Genomic DNA, 20,000 nt, shown 5'->3' with positions numbered 1-20,000 from the left:
CGGCGGCAGCCGGCGATGTTCCCATCGTTGCGGATTCCGAGAGCGTGCCTTTTTCGACCCTTTTCAAGCCCGTTGCGGCCATCGGCCTGACCATCGCGGTGGCGGCCTGCTCAGGCGGCGGTGCGTCGTCATCTTCGAGCGGCGGATCTGGCGGTAGCAGCGCATCGAGCTCGGTGCCGAGCTATGTCTTCACCCCCGCACCCAGTGCCACCTGGGGCACCCGCAGCGTCACCTTCAATGCCGCGCAGGCCGCCGCATTTGCCGCCTCGGCCGAATTTCGCGCCAGCGATGCAAGCTGCGCCACGGTTGGGTGTGGCGTCACGCCAACCGGCACGCAGTCGGCCGCCTTTGTGCTCCATGGCGTGAACTGGGCCCATTCGGCCGGGCTGACCGGTGCACGTGAAACCATCGCCATCGTCGATGACGGCTTCCGGCTGTCCCATCAGGAATTTGCCGGCAAGACCATCAACAGCACCGGCGCGCTGCCCGATGAGGGACACGGTACCTTTGTCGCTTCGCTCGCCGCAGGGGTGAAAGATGGCGCCGGCATGCATGGCGTGGCGCCCGGGGCCGATCTGCACCTCACTTCATTCGCGCCAACCGGTGCGGGCTTCGACATTGCCAATGTAACCACGGGTACCCTGGCGGCGGCAGGGCTGAACGCGGCTGCCCAGAACAATTCCTGGGGCTTTGAGGTGTCTTCGCTGAACCTGCAGACCTATCTCAGCAACAATCCCGGTGCCACGACGGCCCAGGGACTGAACGCCACCCTGGGCTACGGCTCTGGCAATTGGCAGGCCTATCTCAATGCGCTGGACAGCTTCCAGAATACGGGTGTCATCGTCTGGGCATTGTCGAACAATAACAGCCTGACCTCTGGCGATGTCATGGCCGCCTTGCCCCATTTCGAACCACGCCTGGCCGAAGCCTGGATTGCGGCGGCCAATGGCTATTTCGAGGTCAATGGCAGCGGCGACATTACCCGCGCGGTTCGGCTCTCGGCGGCCTGCGGCCTGGCGGCCAAGTTTTGCCTGGCTGGCGATGGCATCAACACGGCCGCCTGGAACGGCAGCGACACCGACTATCGTAGTGGGTTCGGCACATCCTTCGTTGCGCCCCAGGTGGCCGGAGCCGTGGCCCTGCTGGCCGAGGCCTTCCCCGACATGACGCCGTCCGAATGGGCGCAGCGCCTGTTGGCCAGCGCGGACAATTCCTGGTTCGCCGCCCAGGGTGTCCCGCTTGCCGGCACGATCGACTATGGCAATGGCGTTACTCATGCCTATTCGACCGAATGGGGGCACGGCGTGATGGACATTCGGGCGGCCCTGAGCCCCATTGGTTCGGTCTCGGTGTTGAGCGGCGCCAGCGTTGCCAGTGCGGAACGCCACAGCCTGTCTCAAAGCACCATCGTCGCGCCGGCCAGCTTTGGCGATTCTCTCAGCCGCGCGCTCGAACCGCAGCAATTGGCGGTGTTCGACGCGCTCAATCGCGCTTATTCCGTCTCTTCGGCCAGCGCCGTGCAGACTGCAACTGCCACCGTGCTGCCGCGGCTGCCTGGGCAGGCCAGCATCGACCAGGGGCATGACGGGCTCAACTTCATCCATACCGGTGACCTGGCCGGCACGGTGACCGGCTATGCCGGGGCGGGTGGCGAGGCATCGGTGCTCTCCATGGCAGGCGAAAGCCTCCTGGTCGCCTCGATTGCCCCGGTTGGAGCGACGGGTGAACTCACCACCTATGGCTTTGCCGCCGAACATGGCGCGGTGGACAATGGCGCATTGGCGGGAGGTGGCATGACACTGTCCCTGCCGTTCGGCAGCGGGCAGGTTCGCTTCGGCGCGACCCTGGCTGGGGAACAGGGAGCGGTGATGGGACTCGATGGCGGCACGGCCTTCGATTTCGGGTCCGGCAGCGCTATCGGCGCGCTGAGCCTGGGACTGGAACAGCCGGTGTCGCCGGGCCTGTCACTGTTCGGCCGCCTCGAATATGGCGCGGTGGCGCGCCAGGGCGGCGGCAGCGGCCTGGTTACGGATTTTTCGGGCCTGACCTTTTCCGGCATGGAGATCGGCGCCAGTTTCGCGGACGCTCTGGCGGCAGGTGACCGCCTGACCCTGTCCGTCTCCCAGCCGCTGCGCATCGAAACCGGCACCGTCGAAATGACCCGCCCGGTTGCCCGCATGGCCGATGGCAGCATCATCAACCAGACCGCGAGCGCCGAGCTGGCATCATCTGGCCGGGAAATCGATCTTGGACTGTCCTATCAGGCCCGAATGCCCAACCAGGCCTCGTTCAGCCTTGGCCTCAAACATGCCATCAGCGCAGGCCACGTCGCTGGCCAGAGCGGCTCCGGGCTGATGCTCGGCTACCGGCAGGGCTTCTAGGGTTAGCTCGCGCGGCTGACGCTGTGCACCACTACATCGGCGAGAATGGATTTCATCTCGCTGTCGGGCAGTTGATCGAGCGCAGCAATAGCGGCCCGAGCATGGTCCTGCGCCTTTTCCAGAGTCCTTTTCAGCGTCTCGTAGCGGTTGAAGATGGCGACCACCTGGTGCACTTCGAGGTCTGTGGCGTCCGCATTGCCCAAGGCCGAAGCGATCAGCGCGCGCTCGCTTTCACTGGCGGCCTGCAGCGCCAGGATCACTGGCAGGGTCATCTTGCCTTCGCGCAGATCGTCGCCGACATTCTTGCCCAGCGTGCCAGACTGCCCGCCATAATCGAGCGCGTCATCGACAAGCTGGAAGGCATTGCCCAGCTCCAGCCCATAAAGCGCCAGCGCCTTGCGGCCGGCCTCGTCGGCTCCGCCCGACATGGCACCGACCTCGCAGGCAGCCTCGAACAGCACGGCGGTCTTGGCGCGGATCACCTCGGCATAATCGGCGGCACTGGTATCGAGATCGCCAGTCTTGGCGAGCTGGAAGACTTCACCTTCCGCCATCACGGCGGAGGCGGCGGACAGCACCCCGAGTGCATCGACATCACGGGTTTCCACCATCATCATAAAGGCTTGGCCGAGCAGGAAGTCACCAACCAGGATCGAGGCCTTGTTGCCCCAGACCATGCGGGCCGCCGGCTTGCCACGGCGCATATCGCTTTCGTCCACCACATCGTCATGCAGCAGCGTGGCATTGTGCATGAACTCGACAGCGGCGGCAAAATTGATGGCGCTGCCATTGCCTTTGCCGAACAGGATTGCGGCGGCGACCGTCAGCATGGGCCGCAGGCGCTTGCCGCCGCTTTCGATCAGGTAGCGCGCCAGCTCGGGCACCATATCGACATGGCTTTCGGCGCGCTCCAGAATAAGGGCATTGACGCGCGCCATGTCATCCGCGGTGGCGGCCATCAGCCGCTCCACCGGGTTCATCTCTGGCGCCTGATTGATCTTGGGCAGAACTGACACCGCCATAAAGTCCTTGATGCCTGAAGGGCAATTCGGGTTGAGACCGCCATGCCCAGCCATGTATGGTTCGGGCAAAACCAGCCTTCCGGTTGCGATGTCCCTAGACCAGCCTGCCCAGTTTGTAAAACATCAAACCATAACGCGCGATGCCTTTTTGGGCGGGCGGCTCACTCTGTCGCAGCCCCGAACCGGTTTTCGCGCCGGACTGGACAGTGTCCTGCTCGGCGCCGCTGTGCCTGCGGGCACGCGCAACGTGCTCGATCTGGGCGCGGGCGTGGGGACGGCCGGGCTAAGCGCGCTGGCCATGAGGCTCGCTGAAAAGGCCTGTCTGGTCGAGCGGGACGAAGCGGCGCTGGCGCTGGCGCGGGACAATGCCGCCCAGAACGGCCTTGCTGGACGGGCCGAGGTGCTGGCCCTCGATATTCTGGCCAAGGGCGCGGACCGGCGCGCCGCTGGTCTGAAGGACAATGCCTATGATGTGGTGATCGCCAACCCGCCTTATTTCGGCGCAGGTCAGGGCACGCATGCGCCGGACAATGCGCGCGCCGATGCGCGTCACATGGACACCGATGGCCTCGAAACCTGGGTGAAATGCGCCGCGACGGCGGCCAGCGCCGGCGGCACGGCAATACTCATCTATCCCGCCGAAGGTCTGGCGTCCCTGCTGGCGGCCTTTGACCGCCGTTTTGGCGGCATTGTGATATTGCCGCTTTGTCCGCGGCCGGGGGCACCGGCGTCCCGCGTCCTCGTACGCGGCAACAAGGGGTCGCGGGCGCCCTTGAGACTGTTGGCTACGCGCCCCCTGCACGGCGACCAGGGCAATGACTTTGCCCCCGAATTCGACTCCATTTTGCGCGGCACGGCGGTGCTGGACTGGTAATGGTGCCAGGGCCTGCCTAAATGAGCTGAACATCCAGGGGAGCACACATGACCGAGACGCCCGCGGGCACCAAGCGCAATTGGCTGAGCCGACTGATCCATCGCCCGCCCGTCATTCCGGTTGTGCGCCTGCAGGGCGTGATCGCCGCCGAACAGCGCCCCGGCCGGCTCAATATCGCCGCGGTCGAACCGCTGCTGGCCAAGGCTTTTACCATCAAATCGGCGCCCGCCGTCGCCATTGTCATCAATTCGCCCGGCGGTTCGCCGGTGCAGAGCCGGCTGATTTCAAAGCGCATTCGCGATCTGGCCAATGAGCACAACAAGCCCGTGCTGGTGTTTGTTGAGGACGCGGCCGCCTCTGGCGGTTACTTCATCGCCGTGGCCGGAGACGAAATCTTTGTCGATCCGTCCTCGATTGTCGGCTCCATCGGCGTCATCATGGCGACCTTCGGCTTTGTCGACGCCATCGGCAAGCTCGGCATCGAGCGCCGCGTGCACACGGCAGGCCGGAACAAGTCCACGCTCGACCCCTTCCTGCCCGAAAAGGCCGAGGACGTGGAGCGCATCAAGCGCTTCGAACTTGATATCCATCAGGTCTTTATCGACCACGTAAAGGCCGGGCGCCGCGGTCGGCTCAATGCCGATGACGATACCCTGTTCACCGGCGAATGGTGGACCGGCCTGCGAGGCGTGGAATTGGGCCTTGTCGATGCCGTCGGCGATTTGCACACCGTTCTGCGGCAGCGCTTTGGCCCCGAAGTGGTGCTCAAGCCCATCGCGCCCAAACGTCCCTTCTTCGCTTTGCCTCGGCTGGGATTTTCCGCTCAGGGCATGGTAGAGGACGTCACCACGTCTTTCGAGGATCGCGCCTGGTGGGCGCGGATCGGTCTCTAGGTCTTAAAGCATGCTCCTGCGCATACTGCTCTTTGTCGGCCTCGGCCTGCTGATCTATTTCGGCATTCGCCGCATCTGGAAGGATTGGACCAACAAGTTCAATCACGACGCCGAAGAAGCCAAACGCATCGCCCGCGAGCGCGACCGCGCCGAACGCGCCAAGCCCGGCGTCATCGACCTCAAGCGCGACGAGGACGGAACCTACCGGCCAAAGGACGGGGATCGCGACTAGCGCTTGGCCAGAATTCGCCTGCACCAGCTCATCAACGCTTGATCGTCTGCCGCAAAGGACCAATAAGCCGCCAGCCAACGCTTGGCGTCTGGGTAATGGGGTGTGAGATTGTGTTTCGCAAGCCAGCCCATGGCCAGTTTGCGGTCGGCCTCAGTTGCGTCTGGCGATATTTCGGTATCTAGATAGGCGACGGCGCTCCAGGCATCCATGCGCGGATCGCCGAATATGGTCGATGGTCCAAAGTCGAGTACAGCAGTGACCGAGCTGCCTTGCGAGAGCACATTTCCCGGAAAATAGTCCATATGCACAAGCGCGGCTTGGGACGGCACCGGCAGGTCGATATCCCGCATCGCCGCCACGGCGGGGCGCAGGTCAGTGGGACAGCTTGCAAGGCTCCGTTCCAGCCTGGCGCGAAGAAAGCTTCTCCACTCACGCTTGTGCAGCTCCGCGCCGCCGAGCAGTGGGCCGTAGCTGGGGCGGTCGATTGATATTGTCCTGATCTGGCCGACCACGTTGAGATAGTTGAGAAGTAAGTCGGTTCGCTCGGTGCCGGACACGCTCCCCAGGCGCTGCGAGACCGGCTGCCCCGATAATCTGGGTTCAACGCTGAAAACGCGCCCATTCCATGCCTGCACACTGTCCACCGACGGAACTTGAAACGTCAAATGCCGGGCACCAGTCTGGATCTCAGCCATCAGGCTGGCCCTTTGTTCAGCGTCTGCCAGCGCTGCCCCGGCCCGCAAAATGCGAACAACACGCGCATCATCCAGCGCATAGACTCGGGCTTCGCCACCGGCTCCAAGCAGGATGGCTTTCGGATGGCCGAGATAGGCAAGAAGGTCGAGGTCCGTGGCGCTCATGGTTGCATCTGCGGGAGACCGCCATTGTGTGTCAATGCAGGCTTTGTCCTCCGCGCCATTGACCGCTCCGGCACACCCCACTAGAGCTTTGTCCGCTTCATTGCAGGACTTTTGACATGACCTCTCGCCCCGCCCACATGGACCCGAAGAATTCCTTCCAGGGTCTGATCCTGACGCTGCAGCAATTCTGGGCCGAGCAGGGTTGCGTGATCCTGCAGCCCTACGACATGCAGATGGGCGCGGGAACCTTCCACACGGCGACGACTTTGCGCGCCCTGGGGCCCAAGCACTGGAAGGCGGCTTATGTGCAGCCATCCCGCCGCCCGACCGATGGGCGCTATGGCGAGAACCCCAATCGGCTGCAGCATTATTACCAATTCCAGGTGATCCTGAAGCCATCGCCCGACAACATCCAGCAGCTCTATCTCGACTCGCTGGCCGCTATCGGCCTCGACCAGAGTGTGCATGACGTGCGCTTTGTCGAGGACGACTGGGAAAGCCCGACCCTGGGCGCCTGGGGGCTGGGCTGGGAATGCTGGTGCGATGGCATGGAAGTCAGCCAGTTCACCTATTTCCAGCAGGTTGCCGGCTTTGAGTGTGCCCCCGTGCCGGGCGAGATCACCTATGGTCTTGAGCGCCTCGCCATGTATGTGCAGGGCGTCGAGAACGTCTATGACCTCAACTTCAACGGCCGGACGGGCGACGAGAAAGTCACCTATGGCGACGTCTTCCTGCAGAATGAGCAGGAAAGCTCGAAATACAATTTCGAGGCGGCCGATACCGAGATGCTGTTCCGCCATTTTGAGGATGCGGAAAAGGAATGCCGCGCCATTCTCGAAAAAGGCGCCGAGGGCAATCGCCAGACCATGGCGATCCCGGCCTATGAGCACGTCGTCAAGGCTTCGCATAATTTCAACATGCTCGACGCGCGCGGCGTGATCTCGGTCACCGAGCGCCAGAGCTACATCCTGCGCATCCGCGAACTGGCCAAGGCCTGCGGTGAAGCCTGGCTGCAAACCGCCGGCGGCGGCGCGGAGTAGTCGCGCCGCTTTGTCTCAGGGGTCACGCCAGGCCGTAAAGGATCGGCATGGGCGAGACGCCATTGGCGGCGAAATTGTCGAGCACATAACTCTTGAAGGTCGGGCGCAGCGCCAAGTCCGGCACAATGTCGTGCCAATGGTCCCAGCGGCAATGGTTGATCAGGCCATATTCCGACCCCTGGCCAGCCTCGGGCACCAGCAACTCCGAATTGTCGAGCCCGGTGCGATCTTCAAACCAGCCGGCGGTATATTCCCAGATCGGGATGAGCTTTCTGGGCTCTTCCCCGTGGAAATAATTGAACAGGAACACCCCGTCGCGCGAGAAATCGACCGAGCCGATGCGGCGGCCATTGCGTGCCCGCGTTACGTGCAGATAGTCCGACCGGGCCTTGAGCCCCGCGATCAGCTCGGCATAGCGCGGTGTGCCCTGCAGCGTCTCTGCGGCGGCGGGGTCGGTGGTTTCGATCAAGACGACCAGATCGAAAGCCGGCTTGTGCACGCCCTCGGGATGGTGTGCGCCAGGCGGTAGCAGGCGGGCAACGAAGACGGTGGCCCGCACCACGCTTGCGTCCTGCTCAAGCTCTTTGGCCAGTTTCAGGGCCAAGGCCCGCGCCTCGCGCTTGCGCCGGCTCTCCGGGCCCAGCCCGAAGGGGCGGATCGGGTCGATCTCGGCCGCGATGTGGATATAGCCCGCCGGTTTGGGTGCAATCAGATGCACCTTGGGAAAATTGAGATGGGCGTTGACCACGGTGATGTCCGCATCCTGCGGATGGTTCATGCTGTTCATGGCGAAACTCCTGACTTGAGATGAACGGCGAGAAAATGGGCGACATGCCGCTCGGCCATCTGCCGGGCGCGGTTGAGATCGTCAGGCGTGGCTGTGCTGCCCATCAGGGTCAGGCGGATGGTGGCGAGCGGGGCGATGGCCTCCCAGGCCAGCCAGTCGGCATCGAACCGGTCGTCAAAATGTCCGCCCGCCTGCCAGGCCCTGAACAGCGGGGTCAGGCGCTTCGCCACAGTGTCGACGGCCCGGCCTGCGCCATCGGCACCGTCGCGCAGCATCATCGAGGTGAATTTGCGCACCTCCGGCTCGGCCCAATGCGCCACGATGCGGCCGAACAGGCCGGACAGCGCCTTGTCCGGAGGCGCAGCGGCCATGGATGCCGGGTCGAAGCCGGAGAGCTTGAGCACGCCCGGACCGGCCCGCTCCATCAACACATCGAGAATGGCTTGCTTGCCTTCGAAATGGCCATAGATCGCGCTGTCCCGCACGCCGACCGCTTCGGCGATCTGTCGCACGCTGGTGGCGACGAACCCTTGTGCTGCGAACAGGTCAAGCGCGGCGGCCAGCAGCTTCTCGCGCGTATCCGGACCTTCTGCTTTTCGCGGGCGGCCCCGTCTGTTTGGTTCTGCTGTCATGCCAGTATATTTAATGAGCGCTCATTAAATAGACAAGCGAAAAATTGCCGGTCGCATGCCGTGAGGCGTGCGACCGGCTGCTTATGTCCCCCAAACGGGCATTGGTCAGTCAGCCAGGGCGGCGCTTTCCACCTTCAACACCGTCAGCTTGTGCCGCTTGTCGGCGCGGTCATGCCAGGTGATCGACTGGCCGGCCTTGAGCCCGATCAGCGCGACCCCGATCGGGGTCATCACGGAAATGCGGCCTTCTTCGATATTGGCGTCCACCGGATAGGCCAGGGTTACGGTCTGCTCCTGCCCCGAATTGGTTTCGAAGGTCACGCGCGAGCCCATACGCACCACGCCATCGGGCAGTTTTGCGTCATTGACCACCTTGGCGCGATCAAGCTCGGTGAGCAGGATCTCGGCCAGATCCGGATTGCGGTCGAGACCGGCTTCACCCAGTGCATAGAGCTTGGTGTGGTCGGTCTGGCCAAGGGTCAGGGGCGGGGTCAGGTCGCGGCGGATCTCAGTCATTTGAGGGTCCTTTCTAAAAGTCGGGCCGCGCGCGCAAGGGCGCCGCGCAGGCGGGTAGTATGAAACTGAAACTGGAGAACGGTGCGCCGGCGGCGGAACAGAAGTGTTCAGAAGCCCTAAGCAGGCTCCGGCGCGGGCATGCCTAGGGTAGATAGCTTGCGTGAAGAAAGCTGCAGCGATGCCATTGGCGCGTGTTCATAGGCTAAAAGCTAGGGATTGGCGGCGGGAAGTCAAGCCCACCGATCAAACCGGCGTTGCAAAGCCCCGGCCACAATGCCAGTTTGCGCCGCACATTGCTTGAGGGAGCGCAATCATGGAATGGGTCATTCTTCTGCTCGTGGTCGGCATCGCCGGCTACGCCATCGTCATCTACAATTCGCTGGTGTCCAACCGGCAGATGGTGCGCGAGGGCTGGTCGGGTATTGATGTGCAGCTCAAGCGCCGCACCGATCTCATTCCCAATCTGATGGAAACGGTGAAGGGCTATATGGCCCATGAGCGCGAAACGCTTGACGCCGTGGTCAATGCCCGCGCCAAGGCCACCAGCGCCGCCGCTGCCGGCCCGGAGGCCCGTGCCAAGGCCGAAGGCGAGCTATCCGCGGCCCTTGGGCGCCTGCTGGCCATTGCCGAGGCCTACCCCGACCTCAAGGCCAATACGACCTTTCTCGAGTTCCAGACGGCGCTCCAGGGCGTCGAGGACGAAATCCAGATGTCCCGCCGTTATTACAATGGTGCGGTGCGCAATCTGAACATCCAGGTGGAAAGCTTCCCCTCCAACCTGGTCGCCAATGCCTTCAAGTTCGAGCAGGCCGAGTATTTCGAGCTTGAGAACGAGGCCGAGCGGGCCGTGCCGCAGGTGAAGTTCTAAGCCCCATGCCTGTTCTGCCCCGCCTGATCGCTGTTCTCGCGCTGTTTTTGGCGCTGGCCGTGCCCGCTCTGGCGCGCGAGGAAATCCGCGCCTTTGCCGCCGATGTCGAACTGTTGACCGACGGATCGGTCGATGTGCTCGAAACTATCGACGTCAATGCCGAGGGCAATCAGATCCGGCGCGGCATCTATCGCGATATTCCCGTCACCATGATCGGGGAGCGCGGTAACAAGATCCGCATCACGCTCGATGTTGACGCGGTAACGCGGGGCGGGCAGCCCGAAATGTTCCGCGTCGAGCGCATGGGCGATTTCCAGCGCATCTGGATTGGCGATCCTGACGTCTTCCTGCAAAGGGGCGAGCATCGCTACACCATTGCCTACACCATGGACCGCATGGCGCGGCCCACTGCCGATGGCGCCGGTGACGAACTCTATTGGAATGCCACCGGCAATTACTGGGATTTTCCCATTCTGACTTCGGTGGCGCGCGTGCGCCTGCCCGAGGGGGCGGTGATCGAGGACATGGCCGCCTATACCGGCGTTGCCGGGGCCACTGGCCGCGACGTTTCCATGACCCGCGAAACCGACAACACAGCCATTTTCCGTACCCAGCGGCAACTGGATCCAGGCGAGGGCATGAGCTTTGCCGTTTCCTTCCAGAAGGGCGTTGTGACCTATCCAGAGGGCGTGGATGCCCTGCTGCAAACCGCCTCGGATCTGCGCGATGTCTGGCTGCCGGTCCTCGCTGTCCTCCTGTTGCTGGCCTACAATTTCACCGCCTGGCTGCGCGTTGGACGTGACCCGCCCAAGGGCACCATCATTCCGCTGTTTCATCCGCCGCGCGGTTTCTCGCCCGCACTGACCCACTACGTGCATAAATGGGGATTCTCCAATTCGGGCTGGACCGCCATGACGGCAGCGATCTTCAATCTGGGCGTCAAGGGGCTGGTTACGGTCCGCAATCCGGGCAAGACCCTGACCGTTGCGGTCACCGGCAAGCGGCCGGATCAAAAGCTCCCCGTCGGCGAACAGGTCCTGTTCTCCTATTTCGACGGCAAGGGCGCGGTCACCTTCGACAAGGCCAATGGCAAGGATCTGGGCACCAAGCGCACCGAGTTCACCAGCGCCATCGAAAGCGAAAACCGCAAGGTCTGGTTCAACCACAATTGGGGCTATGCGGGGCTCGGGTTCCTGCTCGCTGCGGCCATGATTGTTGGAATGGTTGTGTTCGATGTGCTTGAGCCGGTCTGGCTGTTCATTGCTTTGTTCGCCGGCATTTTCCTCGGTGTGATCGGCAGCGTGATCTTCGGTGCCGCAAAAGCCGGTGGCGCATACAATCGCTTTATCGCCATGCTGTTTGTGGCGGTCTTTGCTTTCAATTTTGCCGGCGGGGCCTTGGAGACCTTCACCGGCTTCACCATCAATTCCGCTGCGCTCGCGGCCGGCTCTATGGTGCTGATCTGCGTGGTTTTCACGGTCCTGCTGCGCGCCCCGACCGTGCAGGGGCGCAAGCTGATGGACCAGATCGACGGCCTCAAGCTCTACCTCGAAACGGCCGAGAAGAACCGGCTCAACATCGTCGATGAGCCGCCCATGACGATCGAGCGCTTCGAGCGGCTCTTGCCCTATGCCATAGCACTGGGCGTGGAAAAGCCCTGGTCCGAGCATTTCGAGGCCGAACTGGCCCGCAACGCAGTGCCCGACGCCGAAAAAGGCACTTACACGCCACGCTGGTATTCAGGCAGCCGCTCGTTCAATTCGGGCAATATCGCCCGGGCCGTCTCGGGCGCCTCGGCCGGCATGGCCGCTGCCATGGTCGCCGCCCAGCCGGTCCAGGCCAGCTCGTCCGGTTCGGGTGGCGGCGGCTCTTCCGGCGGCGGTGGTGGCGGCGGCGGTGGCGGCGGCTGGTAGAGATTGGGGGCGAGAGCTTAGGTGCCTACGATCCTGCGTCTCGATGGTTACCGTTTTTATTTCTATAGTGGCGAGGGCAGTGAGCCGCCTCATGTCCATGTGGAATTTGGCGACAAGCTCGCAAAGTATTGGTTGGAGCCCGTGGAACTCGCATCATCGAAGCGCTTTAGGTCTCACGAATTGGGGCCATTGCGTGATATCGTTCTGGTGCACCGTCAGACATTCTTGAGGGCTTGGTATGAGCACTTTGAAGCTTGAGAGCGAACCGCTTGCCGTTGATGTTTTTGTCGACGACGTCGTTTTGCGCGTCAGCCTGGACGATGGGCGAGAACTGTCGGTGCCGCTCGAATGGTTTCCGCGCCTCCGTGATGCCGCTCCCGCCAGCCGGTCCAATTGGCGGCTGATCGGTCTGGGCGAGGGCATCCATTGGCCCGAAATTGATGAGGACATTTCAATACTCGGTCTATTGGCGGGCAGCCGCCATCAATCCCGGGCCGCCTGACGCCACCTACTCGTTTCTGATAGCGCCGCACACTTCATCGCCGGGCAATAGACATCCTGTCGCCCCCACGCTAAGCACGCACACGCCTTCAAACACCGGTTGCCTTCCATGCCCGAACTGCTGCTCGAACTGTTCTCCGAGGAAATTCCCGCCCGCTTCCAGCGCCGCGCGGCCGAGGACCTCAAGAAAGCCGTGACCAACGCGCTGGTCGATGTGGGCCTGGTCTATGAAGGCGCCAAGGCGTTCGTGACCCCACGTCGCCTGGCTCTGTCCGTGGCCGGCCTGCCGGCCCGCTCGCCCGACACGCGAGAGGAAAAGAAGGGCCCCAAGGTCGGGGCGCCACAGCCAGCCATCGATGGCTTCCTGCGCTCGGCGGGCCTGATCTCGATCGATCAGGCCAAGGTGGAAAGCGACCCGAAAAAGGGCGATTTCTATGTGGCCGTGATCGAAAAGCCCGGCGCTGATGCCGTTGACCTGCTTTCGTCCATCCTGCCCAGAATATTGACCGATTTTGGCTGGGCCAAGTCCATGCGCTGGGGCTCGGGCAGCTTCCACTGGGTGCGTCCGCTGCGGGCCATCACTGCAACTTTCGGCACCGAGAATGACGAGCCCATCGTCGTGCCCTTTGCTGCGGCAGGCCTGGAATCCGGGCAGACCACATTCGGGCATCGTTTCCTCGCCCCCGATGCGATCCGCGTCAAGCGCTTCGAGGACTACCAGATCGCGCTGGAGCGGGCCAAGGTCGTGCTCGACATCGATCGCCGCAAGGACATCATCCGTACTGACGCCGACAATCTGGCCTTCGCCCAAGGCCTTTCGGTCATCCATGACGAAGGCCTACTCGAAGAAGTGGCCGGGCTCGTCGAATGGCCCAATGTGATGATGGGTTCGTTTGATCCCGAATACCTCAAGCTGCCCGAGGAAGTCATCATCGCCACCATCCGCGCCAATCAGAAGTGCTTCTGCCTGCGCGATTCATCTGGCAAGCTGGCGCCCAATTTTGTCATCACGGCCAATACCATCCCCGCCGATGGCGGCGCCGTGGTGATCGCCGGCAATGAGCGCGTCATCCGCGCGCGCCTGTCGGACGCGGCCTTCTTCTACCAGGGCGATCTGGCCATTCCGCTTGAACATGGCCTGCCCAAGCTCGAGGACATGGTGTTCCACGCCAAGCTGGGCAGCCAGTTCGCCATGGTCGAGCGCCTCGTGCACCTGGCGGCACAGATTGCCCCCAAGGTCGGCGCCGATGTCGATCTGACCAAGCGGGCAGCCATGCTGGCCAAGGCCGATCTCGTCACCGGCATGGTCGGTGAATTCCCCGAGTTGCAGGGGCTGATGGGGCGCTATTATGCGACCGCCCAGAAAGAGCCCGACGCCATCGCCTCCGCCATCGAGATGCATTACAAGCCGCTCGGACCGACCGACCGCGTGCCGACCGAACCGGTGTCGATCGCCGTCGCGCTGGCCGACAAGCTCAACGTGCTATCCGGCTTCTGGTCGATCGACGAAAAGCCGACCGGCTCGCGCGACCCGTTCGCGCTGCGCCGCGCCGCGCTGGGCGTCATCCGCATCATCACCGAGAACGGGCTGAAATTCCCGCTCGAGGTCGAACCGGATCTGCTCAGCTTCTTCCATGATCGGCTCAAAGTGTCGCTGCGCGACGCCGGTGCCCGCCACGATCTGCTCGATGCCGTCATCTCGGCCGACAGCAACGACATCCTGCAGATCACCCAGCGCGTCGAAGCCCTGTCGACACTGCTGGCCACCGAAGATGGTGCCAATTTGCTCGCCGGCTACAAGCGCGCCGCGAACATTCTCGCCGCCGAGGAAAAGAAGGATGGCAAGGCCTATGCTGGCGCGGTCGACCAGGGTGCTCTCAGATTGCCCGAGGAAACGGCGCTGGCCTTTGCGGTGGATGGGGTCCACGCGGCCGTCGCCGGCCATGTCGGCCGGGACGACTACAAAGGTGCCATGGCCGAGCTGGCCACGCTGCGCGCGCCGGTCGATGCCTTCTTCACCGCCGTTCTGGTCAATGACGAGGACGCCGCCGTTCGCGCCAATCGCCTCAACCTGCTGGCCCGCCTGCGCGACACCATGCACCTGGTGGCCGATTTCGGCAAAGTTGCAGGCTAGGAAAGCACGCTCATGTCGGTCGGTCTTCTCGCTCTCCTCGATGACGTTGCCGGCCTGGTCAAGGTCGCCGCGGCCTCGCTCGACGACATTGCCGGGCAGGCCGCCAAGGCCAGCGCCAAGGCCGCCGGTGCCGTCATCGACGATGCGGCAGTGACCCCGAGCTATGTCAAGGGCTTCAAGGCCGAGCGGGAACTGCCCATTGTCGGGCGCATCGCCTGGGGATCGGTCAAGAACAAGCTGATCTTCCTGCTACCCGCCGCCTTGCTGCTATCGGTCTTCCTGCCCTGGCTGATCACGCCATTGCTGATGATTGGCGGCGCCTATCTCTGTTATGAAGGCGCCGAAAAGGTTTTTCACCTCTTCGCGCCGCACGAGGCCGAAAAGCACGAGGCATCGATCGAGCATACGGCCATCTCGCCCGCTTCGCTGGAAGAACAGAAGATTGCCGGCGCCATCAAGACCGATTTCATTCTCTCCGCCGAGATCATGACCATCATCCTCTCGGCCATCGAAGTGGATGATTTCTGGACCCGCGCCGCCATTCTCGCCGTCGCGGGTGTGGGCATCACCGCGCTGGTCTATGGCGCGGTGGCGCTGATCCTCAAGGCCGACGATGTGGGGCTCTGGCTCGCAAAATCGGCGCGGACGGGTCTTGGCCGCGCGACCGGGCGCGGCATCGTGGTTGCCATGCCGGTTTTCATGCAGGCCCTGAGCCTGGTCGGCACCGCCGCCATGACCTGGGTTGGCGGCTCCATCATCGCCCATGGCCTTTACGAATTTGGCATTTCCGGCCCCGAGCACATCATTGAGGCCGCTGCCCATTGGGCCGAAGCGGCCTTCCCTGCCATTGCCGGCCTCGCTGGCTGGCTCGCCACCGCATTGGTCGATTTCCTCATCGGCCTGGCGCTCGGTGCCTTGCTCATTCCAGTGGTGGGATATGCCATCAGCCCGGTCTGGGGGCGTATCAAACGCCTGCTACCCCAGCGGGCTAAAACGGCGGGGTAAATCCCTCGGCCTTTTTGCGCTTGAATGGCGCCATGCCTTCACGGGCCAGTTCGTCCGCGCGTTCGTTCAAGGCGTCCCCGGCATGCCCCTTGACCCAGTGCCAGGAAATTTCATGGCGCTGGGTGGCTTCATCGAGCGCCTGCCACAGTTCGACATTCTTGACCGGCTTCTTGTCGGCGGTGCGCCAGCCATTGCGCTTCCAGCCGTGAATCCAGCTCTGCACGCCGTTCTTGACGTATTGGCTGTCGGTATGGAGATCGACGTGACAGGGGCGGCTCAGCGCATTGAGCGCTTCTATGGCCGCCGTCAGCTCCATCTTGTTATTGGTGGTCAGCGCCTCGCCGCCCTTGAGTTCCTTGCGGTGCGGCCCGAATTGCAGAATGGCACCCCAGCCGCCGGGACCGGGATTGCCCGAGCAGGCGCCATCGGTATGGATAATCACGCCATCAGACATGGTCTGGCCGCCGGTAGATATGGAACTGGCAGGTGAGCCCGTTCGGCTCGACTTCGACATGCGTTTCTTCCATGCCGATCTTCTTGAGGACGGCGAGGGAAGGGGCGTTTCTGGTGTCGGCAAAGCCGATGAAATGGGGTGCGTCGGTTTCCCGGAAGATCCAGTCCCGCAATCCGCCCGCCGCTTCCGTCGCATAGCCCGCCCCGTGATGCTCTTCAAACAGGGCGTAGCCTATCTCGGGTTCGCCGGTGCGGGGATAAATGCCGTATCCGGCGCGGCCAATGAACTTGCCGTCGCTCTTGCGAGTCAACCGCAGCTTGCCCAATCGCCGGGTCTCGAACAGCTCGATCCAGCCGCGAAGCGCCGTCTTGGCTTGCTCGCGCGTCCAGGGCGCTCCGCTTGAGGTCAAATAGCGCGACACATTGGGATTGCCGTGCAAAGCCAGCAGATCGTCAAGCTGGTCCATCCGCCAGCCGGACAGCACCAGCCGCTCGGTTTCGAACAGATCAAGGCTCATCGTCCCGCAGCCGCTTCCAGATTGCGCAGCACGCGGGGAATGTTGAAGGCGATGTTTTCCTCGGCCGTGGTCTTGGTCTCGACCGTCACGTCATAGCGCGCGGCGAAGGCATCGATCACTTCCTCGACCAGGCTTTCCGGGGCGGACGCACCGGCGCTCACGCCGAGCGAGGTGATGTCGCCATACAAGGACCAGTCGATTTCGTTGGCCCGGTCGACCAATGTCGCGACCTTGCAGCCATTGCGCAAGGCCACTTCCACCAGGCGCTGTGAATTGGACGAATGGGGTGAGCCGACCACGATCATGGCATCGACCAGTGGCGCCACGGCCTTGATCGCCTCCTGCCGGTTGGTCGTGGCGTAGCAGATGTCTTCCTTGTGCGGACCATTGATCGCCGGGAAGCGCGCCTTGAGGGCAGCAACGATCTCCCGCGTGTCATCCACCGAAAGCGTGGTCTGCGTCACAAAGGCCAGCGTCTCGGGGTCCTTCGGGGTGAAGGCATTGGCATCCTCCACCGTTTCGATCAGTGTCACGGCGCCGGCCGGAAGCTGGCCCATGGTGCCAATCACTTCGGGGTGACCGGCATGCCCGATCAGCACGATTTCGTGTCCTTCCTCATGGTGGCGCGACGCCTCGACATGCACCTTGCTCACCAGCGGGCAGGTGGCATCAAGGAAGAACATGTTGCGCGCCTTTGCATCGGCCGGCACGCTTTTGGGTACGCCATGAGCCGAGAAGACGACGGGTGCCTCGGTCTCGGGGATTTCGTCGAGTTCCTCGACAAACACGGCGCCCTTGGCCTTCAGGCCCTCCACCACATATTTGTTGTGCACGATGGCGTGGCGCACATAGACCGGTGCGCCATATTTTTCGAGCGCCAGTTCCACGATCTGGATCGCGCGGTCCACGCCGGCGCAGAATCCGCGCGGGGCGCAGAGCAGAATGTTAAGGTGCGGCCTTTTTTCCATGCCAGATCAGATGCTTTCCCCGCACTTGCAAGTCAAGTGCTGTTGCAGCCGGGGCAGGGCATAGGCAATATGCGCTCGAGTAAGTGACCGGGACGGTTCCAGGTGAGTTTGGCGCAGGAAATGTTTGCGATTGCCCCGGCGACGGGGAAGGCGAACCTGAGCGCTGGTCAGCTCAAGCTGCTCACCGGCAAGTCCCGCTGGATTTTCCGCGTCGGCGAAGCCGGTTTCCCTACGGTTCCCACCATCGCCATCACCCGCGCCGCCTGGGAGGAACTGCAGGCCGAACGCACAAGGCGCGACACTCGCTTGCGCACCCATTGGGTGGCATGCCTGTTCAAGCTTGTCGCCAAAGATGGTCCCGCCCCGCAATTGGTGGTGCGTACCTCGGCTTCCTCGCACAATAGTGGCCTGGCGCCGGCACGGCTGGGTATTGCCGCGCCGACTGCCCCCGAGGATTCTGTCGACCCCACCCGGCCTTTGGCCAAGGCCATCAAGCAGGCCTTCGAAAGCTATGGGTTTTTTGGCGGCGGCTGGATTGCGCCGCGCAATGAGGATGACCGCGCACGCCAGATCGTTCTGGTGCAGGCCGTGGCGCAGGGCGACATCGAACAATTCCTGACCCGCAACGCTTCCACCGGCGCCATGGGTCCGGCGCCCTTGAATGGTGCGCCCTTGCCGCGCCTGCCCGATGATGTGAACGCGCTGGTCGATCTGCTCGATGCCAAGGCGGGCCGCCACATGGCGTGCCTGGTGGCCATTCACAAGGGCAAGGTGACCTTCCTGTCGGCGCGGCCCGTGCAGGCCAGCGCCGGGGCGGAGCTGCAGGCCGCGGTGGACCGGGTCGAACGCAAGGTCTGGACGCCCCAGGGTGCCGTGTCGCGCGTGGATCCCAGTCGCCTCGCGCTCATGCTGCATCCGCGGTTGAAGGCACCGGAGGAGGCGACACCCATTGCGATGGGATTGGGCGTTTCGCCTGGCGCGGCCAGCGGCATCATCACCTTCAACCCCGATGACGCGGCGCGCCTGCGGGCCCGCGGCAAGCATTGCATCCTTGTCGTCAATGAAACCGGCCCGGCCGACATTGAGGGCATGAAAGCGGCCACCGGCATTCTGACGGCGCGCGGCGGCATGTCGAGCCATGCCGGCGTGATCGCCCGTATCACCGGCAAGCCCTGCGTCGCCGGAGTGCGCAGCCTGACGGTCGATACGCTCGAAATGGTCTGCCGTATTGGTGAGCGCGAATTCCGCGCCGGGGACCGGCTGACCATCGATGGCACCGATGGCGCGGTCTATCTCGGCAACCTGCCCTTGGCCCAGCCACAGATTGGCGGCGCCATCGGCACACTGCTGGGCTGGTCCGACGCCAGCCGCAAGATCGCCGTGCGCACCAATGTCGAAACGGTCGAATCGGCGCAGACAGCCCTCAGCTTTGGTGCCGAAGGCATTGGTTTGGCGCGCTCCGAGCACATGTTCTTTTCGCCCGAGCGCATGGTGGCCCTGCGGCGCATGATCCTTTCGGAAGACGAGGATGCCCGCTCGCGCGCCATTGCCGGCCTGGTCGATTTCCAGACTGGCGATTATTCGGCGCTGTTTTCGGCCATGCAGGGCTTGCCGGTCACCGTGCGCCTGTTCGATCCGCCGTTGCATGAGTTCCTGCCCCGCACCGACGAGGAAATCGAGGAAACCGCGGCCTCGCTCGGCGTGGCCGTACGCGCCCTGCGCTTGCGGCTCGAGCGCATTGCCGAAATCAATCCCATGCTGGGCCATCGCGGGGTACGCCTGGCCATCACCTATCCCGAAATTCTGCAAATGCAGATGCAGGCCGTAATCGCCGGGGCCCGCGCGGCGAGCGAAACCCAGACACAGCCGGTCGTGGTCGAGGTCATGGTGCCCTTCGTTTCCACGGCTACCGAGGTGTCCTGGGTACGCGAGCGGATCATGACCATTCTCGACAATGCCGGCATGGGCCGGACTGATCGCATCCGGGTCTCTTTCGGCACCATGATCGAGCTGCCGCGCGCCTGTCTCCGCGCCGGTGACATCGCCTCCATGGTCGACTTCATTTCCTTTGGTACCAACGATCTGACCCAGACCACTTTTGGTATCTCCCGGGATGACGCGCCGACCTTTCTCGCCGCCTATCAGCGCAAGGGCGTCTATGAACGCGACCCCTTCGTCACTATCGACGAAAAGGGTGTAGGCGAAATGATCGCCATTGCCATCGCGCGCGGCAAGGCAGCCAATCCACGTCTCAAGGTCGGCATTTGCGGCGAGCACGCGGGCGACCCGGCTTCCTTGCGCTTCTTTGCCGGCTTGGGCGTCGACTATGTCAGTTGCTCACCCTATCGTGTACCGGTGGCCCGGCTGACCTTGGCCCAGGCTTCGGCTTAAATAGCTGCCATC

General features: G+C 63.3%; 20 protein-coding genes. 12 read left to right on the top strand and 8 right to left on the bottom strand.

Going from position 1 to position 20,000, the window contains the following annotated elements; translation table 11 throughout:
• The first annotated feature begins 44 nt into the window (after nt 1-44).
• Nucleotides 45-2,381 carry a S8 family peptidase gene (locus DDE76_RS11245; RefSeq protein ID WP_157955763.1) on the top strand — a complete coding sequence of 779 codons (2,337 nt, stop codon included), beginning with the start codon at nt 45-47 and terminating at the stop codon, nt 2,379-2,381.
• Nucleotides 2,382-2,383: 2 nt separating this feature from the next.
• Here the strand turns inward: DDE76_RS11245 and DDE76_RS11240 are convergent, their stop codons facing one another.
• Complete coding sequence (locus tag DDE76_RS11240; RefSeq protein ID WP_104894727.1) at nt 2,384-3,403, bottom strand: polyprenyl synthetase family protein; 1,020 nt, start codon at nt 3,401-3,403, stop codon at nt 2,384-2,386.
• A 148-nt stretch (nt 3,404-3,551) separates the two neighbouring features.
• Between DDE76_RS11240 and DDE76_RS11235 the strand changes: the two genes are divergently transcribed.
• Genes DDE76_RS11235 through DDE76_RS11225 form a run of 3 tightly spaced genes read left to right on the top strand, consistent with a single transcriptional unit; the run spans nt 3,552 to nt 5,402 of the window.
• Entirely contained in the window at nt 3,552-4,277 is a 726-nt protein-coding gene (locus tag DDE76_RS11235; protein WP_198650896.1) for a tRNA1(Val) (adenine(37)-N6)-methyltransferase, read from the top strand.
• A 47-nt stretch (nt 4,278-4,324) separates the two neighbouring features.
• Nucleotides 4,325-5,170 carry a S49 family peptidase gene (locus tag DDE76_RS11230; RefSeq protein ID WP_104891777.1) on the top strand — a complete coding sequence of 282 codons (846 nt, stop codon included), beginning with the start codon at nt 4,325-4,327 and terminating at the stop codon, nt 5,168-5,170.
• 10 nt (nt 5,171-5,180) lie between these two features.
• Nucleotides 5,181-5,402: a hypothetical protein gene (locus DDE76_RS11225; protein WP_104891776.1), complete on the top strand. Its 222-nt coding sequence runs from the start codon at nt 5,181-5,183 to the stop codon at nt 5,400-5,402.
• Here DDE76_RS11225 and DDE76_RS11220 read toward each other — a convergent pair.
• The gene (locus DDE76_RS11220; protein WP_104891775.1) at nt 5,399-6,262 is read right to left on the bottom strand and encodes a phosphotransferase family protein; all 864 of its coding nucleotides are present in this window, start codon (nt 6,260-6,262) and stop codon (nt 5,399-5,401) included. The two genes, DDE76_RS11225 and DDE76_RS11220, sit on opposite strands and share 4 nt — an antisense overlap.
• A gap of 116 nt (nt 6,263-6,378) precedes the next feature.
• On the opposite strand from DDE76_RS11220, the gene DDE76_RS11215 reads away from it, so the two are divergent.
• Nucleotides 6,379-7,302, top strand: coding sequence for a glycine--tRNA ligase subunit alpha (locus DDE76_RS11215; protein WP_104891774.1), 924 nt, complete (start codon nt 6,379-6,381; stop codon nt 7,300-7,302).
• A 22-nt stretch (nt 7,303-7,324) separates the two neighbouring features.
• Here the strand turns inward: DDE76_RS11215 and DDE76_RS11210 are convergent, their stop codons facing one another.
• From DDE76_RS11210 to rnk, 3 genes are all read right to left on the bottom strand, one after another.
• A complete protein-coding gene (locus DDE76_RS11210) occupies nt 7,325-8,089 on the bottom strand; it encodes a hypothetical protein (RefSeq protein ID WP_104891773.1) in 765 nt (254 codons plus the stop codon).
• Nucleotides 8,086-8,721, bottom strand: a complete 636-nt coding sequence (locus tag DDE76_RS11205; protein WP_104891772.1) for a TetR/AcrR family transcriptional regulator — start codon at nt 8,719-8,721, stop codon at nt 8,086-8,088. Before DDE76_RS11205 ends, DDE76_RS11210 begins: the two co-directional genes overlap by 4 nt.
• Before the next feature lie 105 nt (nt 8,722-8,826).
• The gene (gene rnk / locus DDE76_RS11200; protein ID WP_104891771.1) at nt 8,827-9,237 is read right to left on the bottom strand and encodes a nucleoside diphosphate kinase regulator; all 411 of its coding nucleotides are present in this window, start codon (nt 9,235-9,237) and stop codon (nt 8,827-8,829) included.
• Between the two features lie 313 nt (nt 9,238-9,550).
• Here rnk and DDE76_RS11195 point away from each other — a divergent pair, with 313 nt between their 5' ends.
• The 6 genes from DDE76_RS11195 to DDE76_RS11170 all read left to right on the top strand — a co-directional run bounded on the left by DDE76_RS11195 (nt 9,551) and on the right by DDE76_RS11170 (nt 15,658).
• Nucleotides 9,551-10,105, top strand: a complete 555-nt coding sequence (locus tag DDE76_RS11195) for a LemA family protein (protein WP_104891770.1) — start codon at nt 9,551-9,553, stop codon at nt 10,103-10,105.
• A gap of 5 nt (nt 10,106-10,110) precedes the next feature.
• A complete protein-coding gene (locus tag DDE76_RS11190; RefSeq protein ID WP_104891769.1) occupies nt 10,111-12,018 on the top strand; it encodes a DUF2207 domain-containing protein in 1,908 nt (635 codons plus the stop codon).
• 21 nt (nt 12,019-12,039) lie between these two features.
• On the top strand, nt 12,040-12,276 hold the full coding sequence (locus DDE76_RS20040; protein WP_104891768.1) for a DUF4160 domain-containing protein: 237 nt from the start codon (nt 12,040-12,042) through the stop codon (nt 12,274-12,276).
• On the top strand, nt 12,257-12,520 hold the full coding sequence (locus tag DDE76_RS11180; protein WP_104891767.1) for a DUF2442 domain-containing protein: 264 nt from the start codon (nt 12,257-12,259) through the stop codon (nt 12,518-12,520). Before DDE76_RS20040 ends, DDE76_RS11180 begins: the two co-directional genes overlap by 20 nt.
• 108 nt (nt 12,521-12,628) lie before the next feature.
• A complete protein-coding gene (glyS, locus tag DDE76_RS11175) occupies nt 12,629-14,653 on the top strand; it encodes a glycine--tRNA ligase subunit beta (protein WP_104891766.1) in 2,025 nt (674 codons plus the stop codon).
• Between the two features lie 12 nt (nt 14,654-14,665).
• The gene (locus tag DDE76_RS11170; RefSeq protein WP_104891765.1) at nt 14,666-15,658 is read left to right on the top strand and encodes a DUF808 domain-containing protein; all 993 of its coding nucleotides are present in this window, start codon (nt 14,666-14,668) and stop codon (nt 15,656-15,658) included.
• Here DDE76_RS11170 and rnhA read toward each other — a convergent pair.
• From rnhA to ispH, 3 genes are read right to left on the bottom strand one after another with little or no spacing between them, the layout of a single operon-like run.
• On the bottom strand, nt 15,642-16,112 hold the full coding sequence (rnhA, locus tag DDE76_RS11165; RefSeq protein ID WP_104891764.1) for a ribonuclease HI: 471 nt from the start codon (nt 16,110-16,112) through the stop codon (nt 15,642-15,644). The two genes, DDE76_RS11170 and rnhA, sit on opposite strands and share 17 nt — an antisense overlap.
• Nucleotides 16,105-16,629 carry a GNAT family N-acetyltransferase gene (locus DDE76_RS11160; protein WP_104891763.1) on the bottom strand — a complete coding sequence of 175 codons (525 nt, stop codon included), beginning with the start codon at nt 16,627-16,629 and terminating at the stop codon, nt 16,105-16,107. Before DDE76_RS11160 ends, rnhA begins: the two co-directional genes overlap by 8 nt.
• Entirely contained in the window at nt 16,626-17,597 is a 972-nt protein-coding gene (gene ispH, locus DDE76_RS11155) for a 4-hydroxy-3-methylbut-2-enyl diphosphate reductase (RefSeq protein WP_104891762.1), read from the bottom strand. The genes DDE76_RS11160 and ispH overlap by 4 nt, the downstream gene beginning before the upstream one ends.
• A 120-nt stretch (nt 17,598-17,717) precedes the next feature.
• On the opposite strand from ispH, the gene DDE76_RS11150 reads away from it, so the two are divergent.
• Nucleotides 17,718-19,988: a putative PEP-binding protein gene (locus DDE76_RS11150; RefSeq protein ID WP_104891761.1), complete on the top strand. Its 2,271-nt coding sequence runs from the start codon at nt 17,718-17,720 to the stop codon at nt 19,986-19,988.
• Nucleotides 19,989-20,000: the final 12 nt, after the last annotated feature.

It is taken from the genome of Devosia indica (assembly GCF_003056405.1).
Lineage (GTDB): Bacteria > Pseudomonadota > Alphaproteobacteria > Rhizobiales > Devosiaceae > Devosia > Devosia indica.
Note: the sequence above shows the minus strand (reverse complement) of the source record. Positions and strands in the feature narration are given on the sequence as shown.

Excerpts from the sequence above, each read along its gene's own strand:
- DDE76_RS11240 (WP_104894727.1), bottom strand. The coding sequence starts at position 3,403 with ATGGCGGTGTCAGTTCTGCCCAAGATCAATCAGGCGCCAGAGATGAAC.
- DDE76_RS11230 (WP_104891777.1), top strand. The coding sequence starts at position 4,325 with ATGACCGAGACGCCCGCGGGCACCAAGCGCAATTGGCTGAGCCGACTG.
- DDE76_RS11225 (WP_104891776.1), top strand. The coding sequence starts at position 5,181 with ATGCTCCTGCGCATACTGCTCTTTGTCGGCCTCGGCCTGCTGATCTAT.
- DDE76_RS11220 (WP_104891775.1), bottom strand. The coding sequence starts at position 6,262 with ATGAGCGCCACGGACCTCGACCTTCTTGCCTATCTCGGCCATCCGAAA.
- DDE76_RS11215 (WP_104891774.1), top strand. The coding sequence starts at position 6,379 with ATGACCTCTCGCCCCGCCCACATGGACCCGAAGAATTCCTTCCAGGGT.
- DDE76_RS11210 (WP_104891773.1), bottom strand. The coding sequence starts at position 8,089 with ATGAACAGCATGAACCATCCGCAGGATGCGGACATCACCGTGGTCAAC.
- DDE76_RS11205 (WP_104891772.1), bottom strand. The coding sequence starts at position 8,721 with ATGACAGCAGAACCAAACAGACGGGGCCGCCCGCGAAAAGCAGAAGGT.
- rnk (WP_104891771.1), bottom strand. The coding sequence starts at position 9,237 with ATGACTGAGATCCGCCGCGACCTGACCCCGCCCCTGACCCTTGGCCAG.
- DDE76_RS11195 (WP_104891770.1), top strand. The coding sequence starts at position 9,551 with ATGGAATGGGTCATTCTTCTGCTCGTGGTCGGCATCGCCGGCTACGCC.
- DDE76_RS11190 (WP_104891769.1), top strand. The coding sequence starts at position 10,111 with ATGCCTGTTCTGCCCCGCCTGATCGCTGTTCTCGCGCTGTTTTTGGCG.
- DDE76_RS11180 (WP_104891767.1), top strand. The coding sequence starts at position 12,257 with ATGAGCACTTTGAAGCTTGAGAGCGAACCGCTTGCCGTTGATGTTTTT.
- glyS (WP_104891766.1), top strand. The coding sequence starts at position 12,629 with ATGCCCGAACTGCTGCTCGAACTGTTCTCCGAGGAAATTCCCGCCCGC.
- DDE76_RS11170 (WP_104891765.1), top strand. The coding sequence starts at position 14,666 with ATGTCGGTCGGTCTTCTCGCTCTCCTCGATGACGTTGCCGGCCTGGTC.
- rnhA (WP_104891764.1), bottom strand. The coding sequence starts at position 16,112 with ATGTCTGATGGCGTGATTATCCATACCGATGGCGCCTGCTCGGGCAAT.
- DDE76_RS11160 (WP_104891763.1), bottom strand. The coding sequence starts at position 16,629 with ATGAGCCTTGATCTGTTCGAAACCGAGCGGCTGGTGCTGTCCGGCTGG.
- ispH (WP_104891762.1), bottom strand. The coding sequence starts at position 17,597 with ATGGAAAAAAGGCCGCACCTTAACATTCTGCTCTGCGCCCCGCGCGGA.
- DDE76_RS11150 (WP_104891761.1), top strand. The coding sequence starts at position 17,718 with ATGTTTGCGATTGCCCCGGCGACGGGGAAGGCGAACCTGAGCGCTGGT.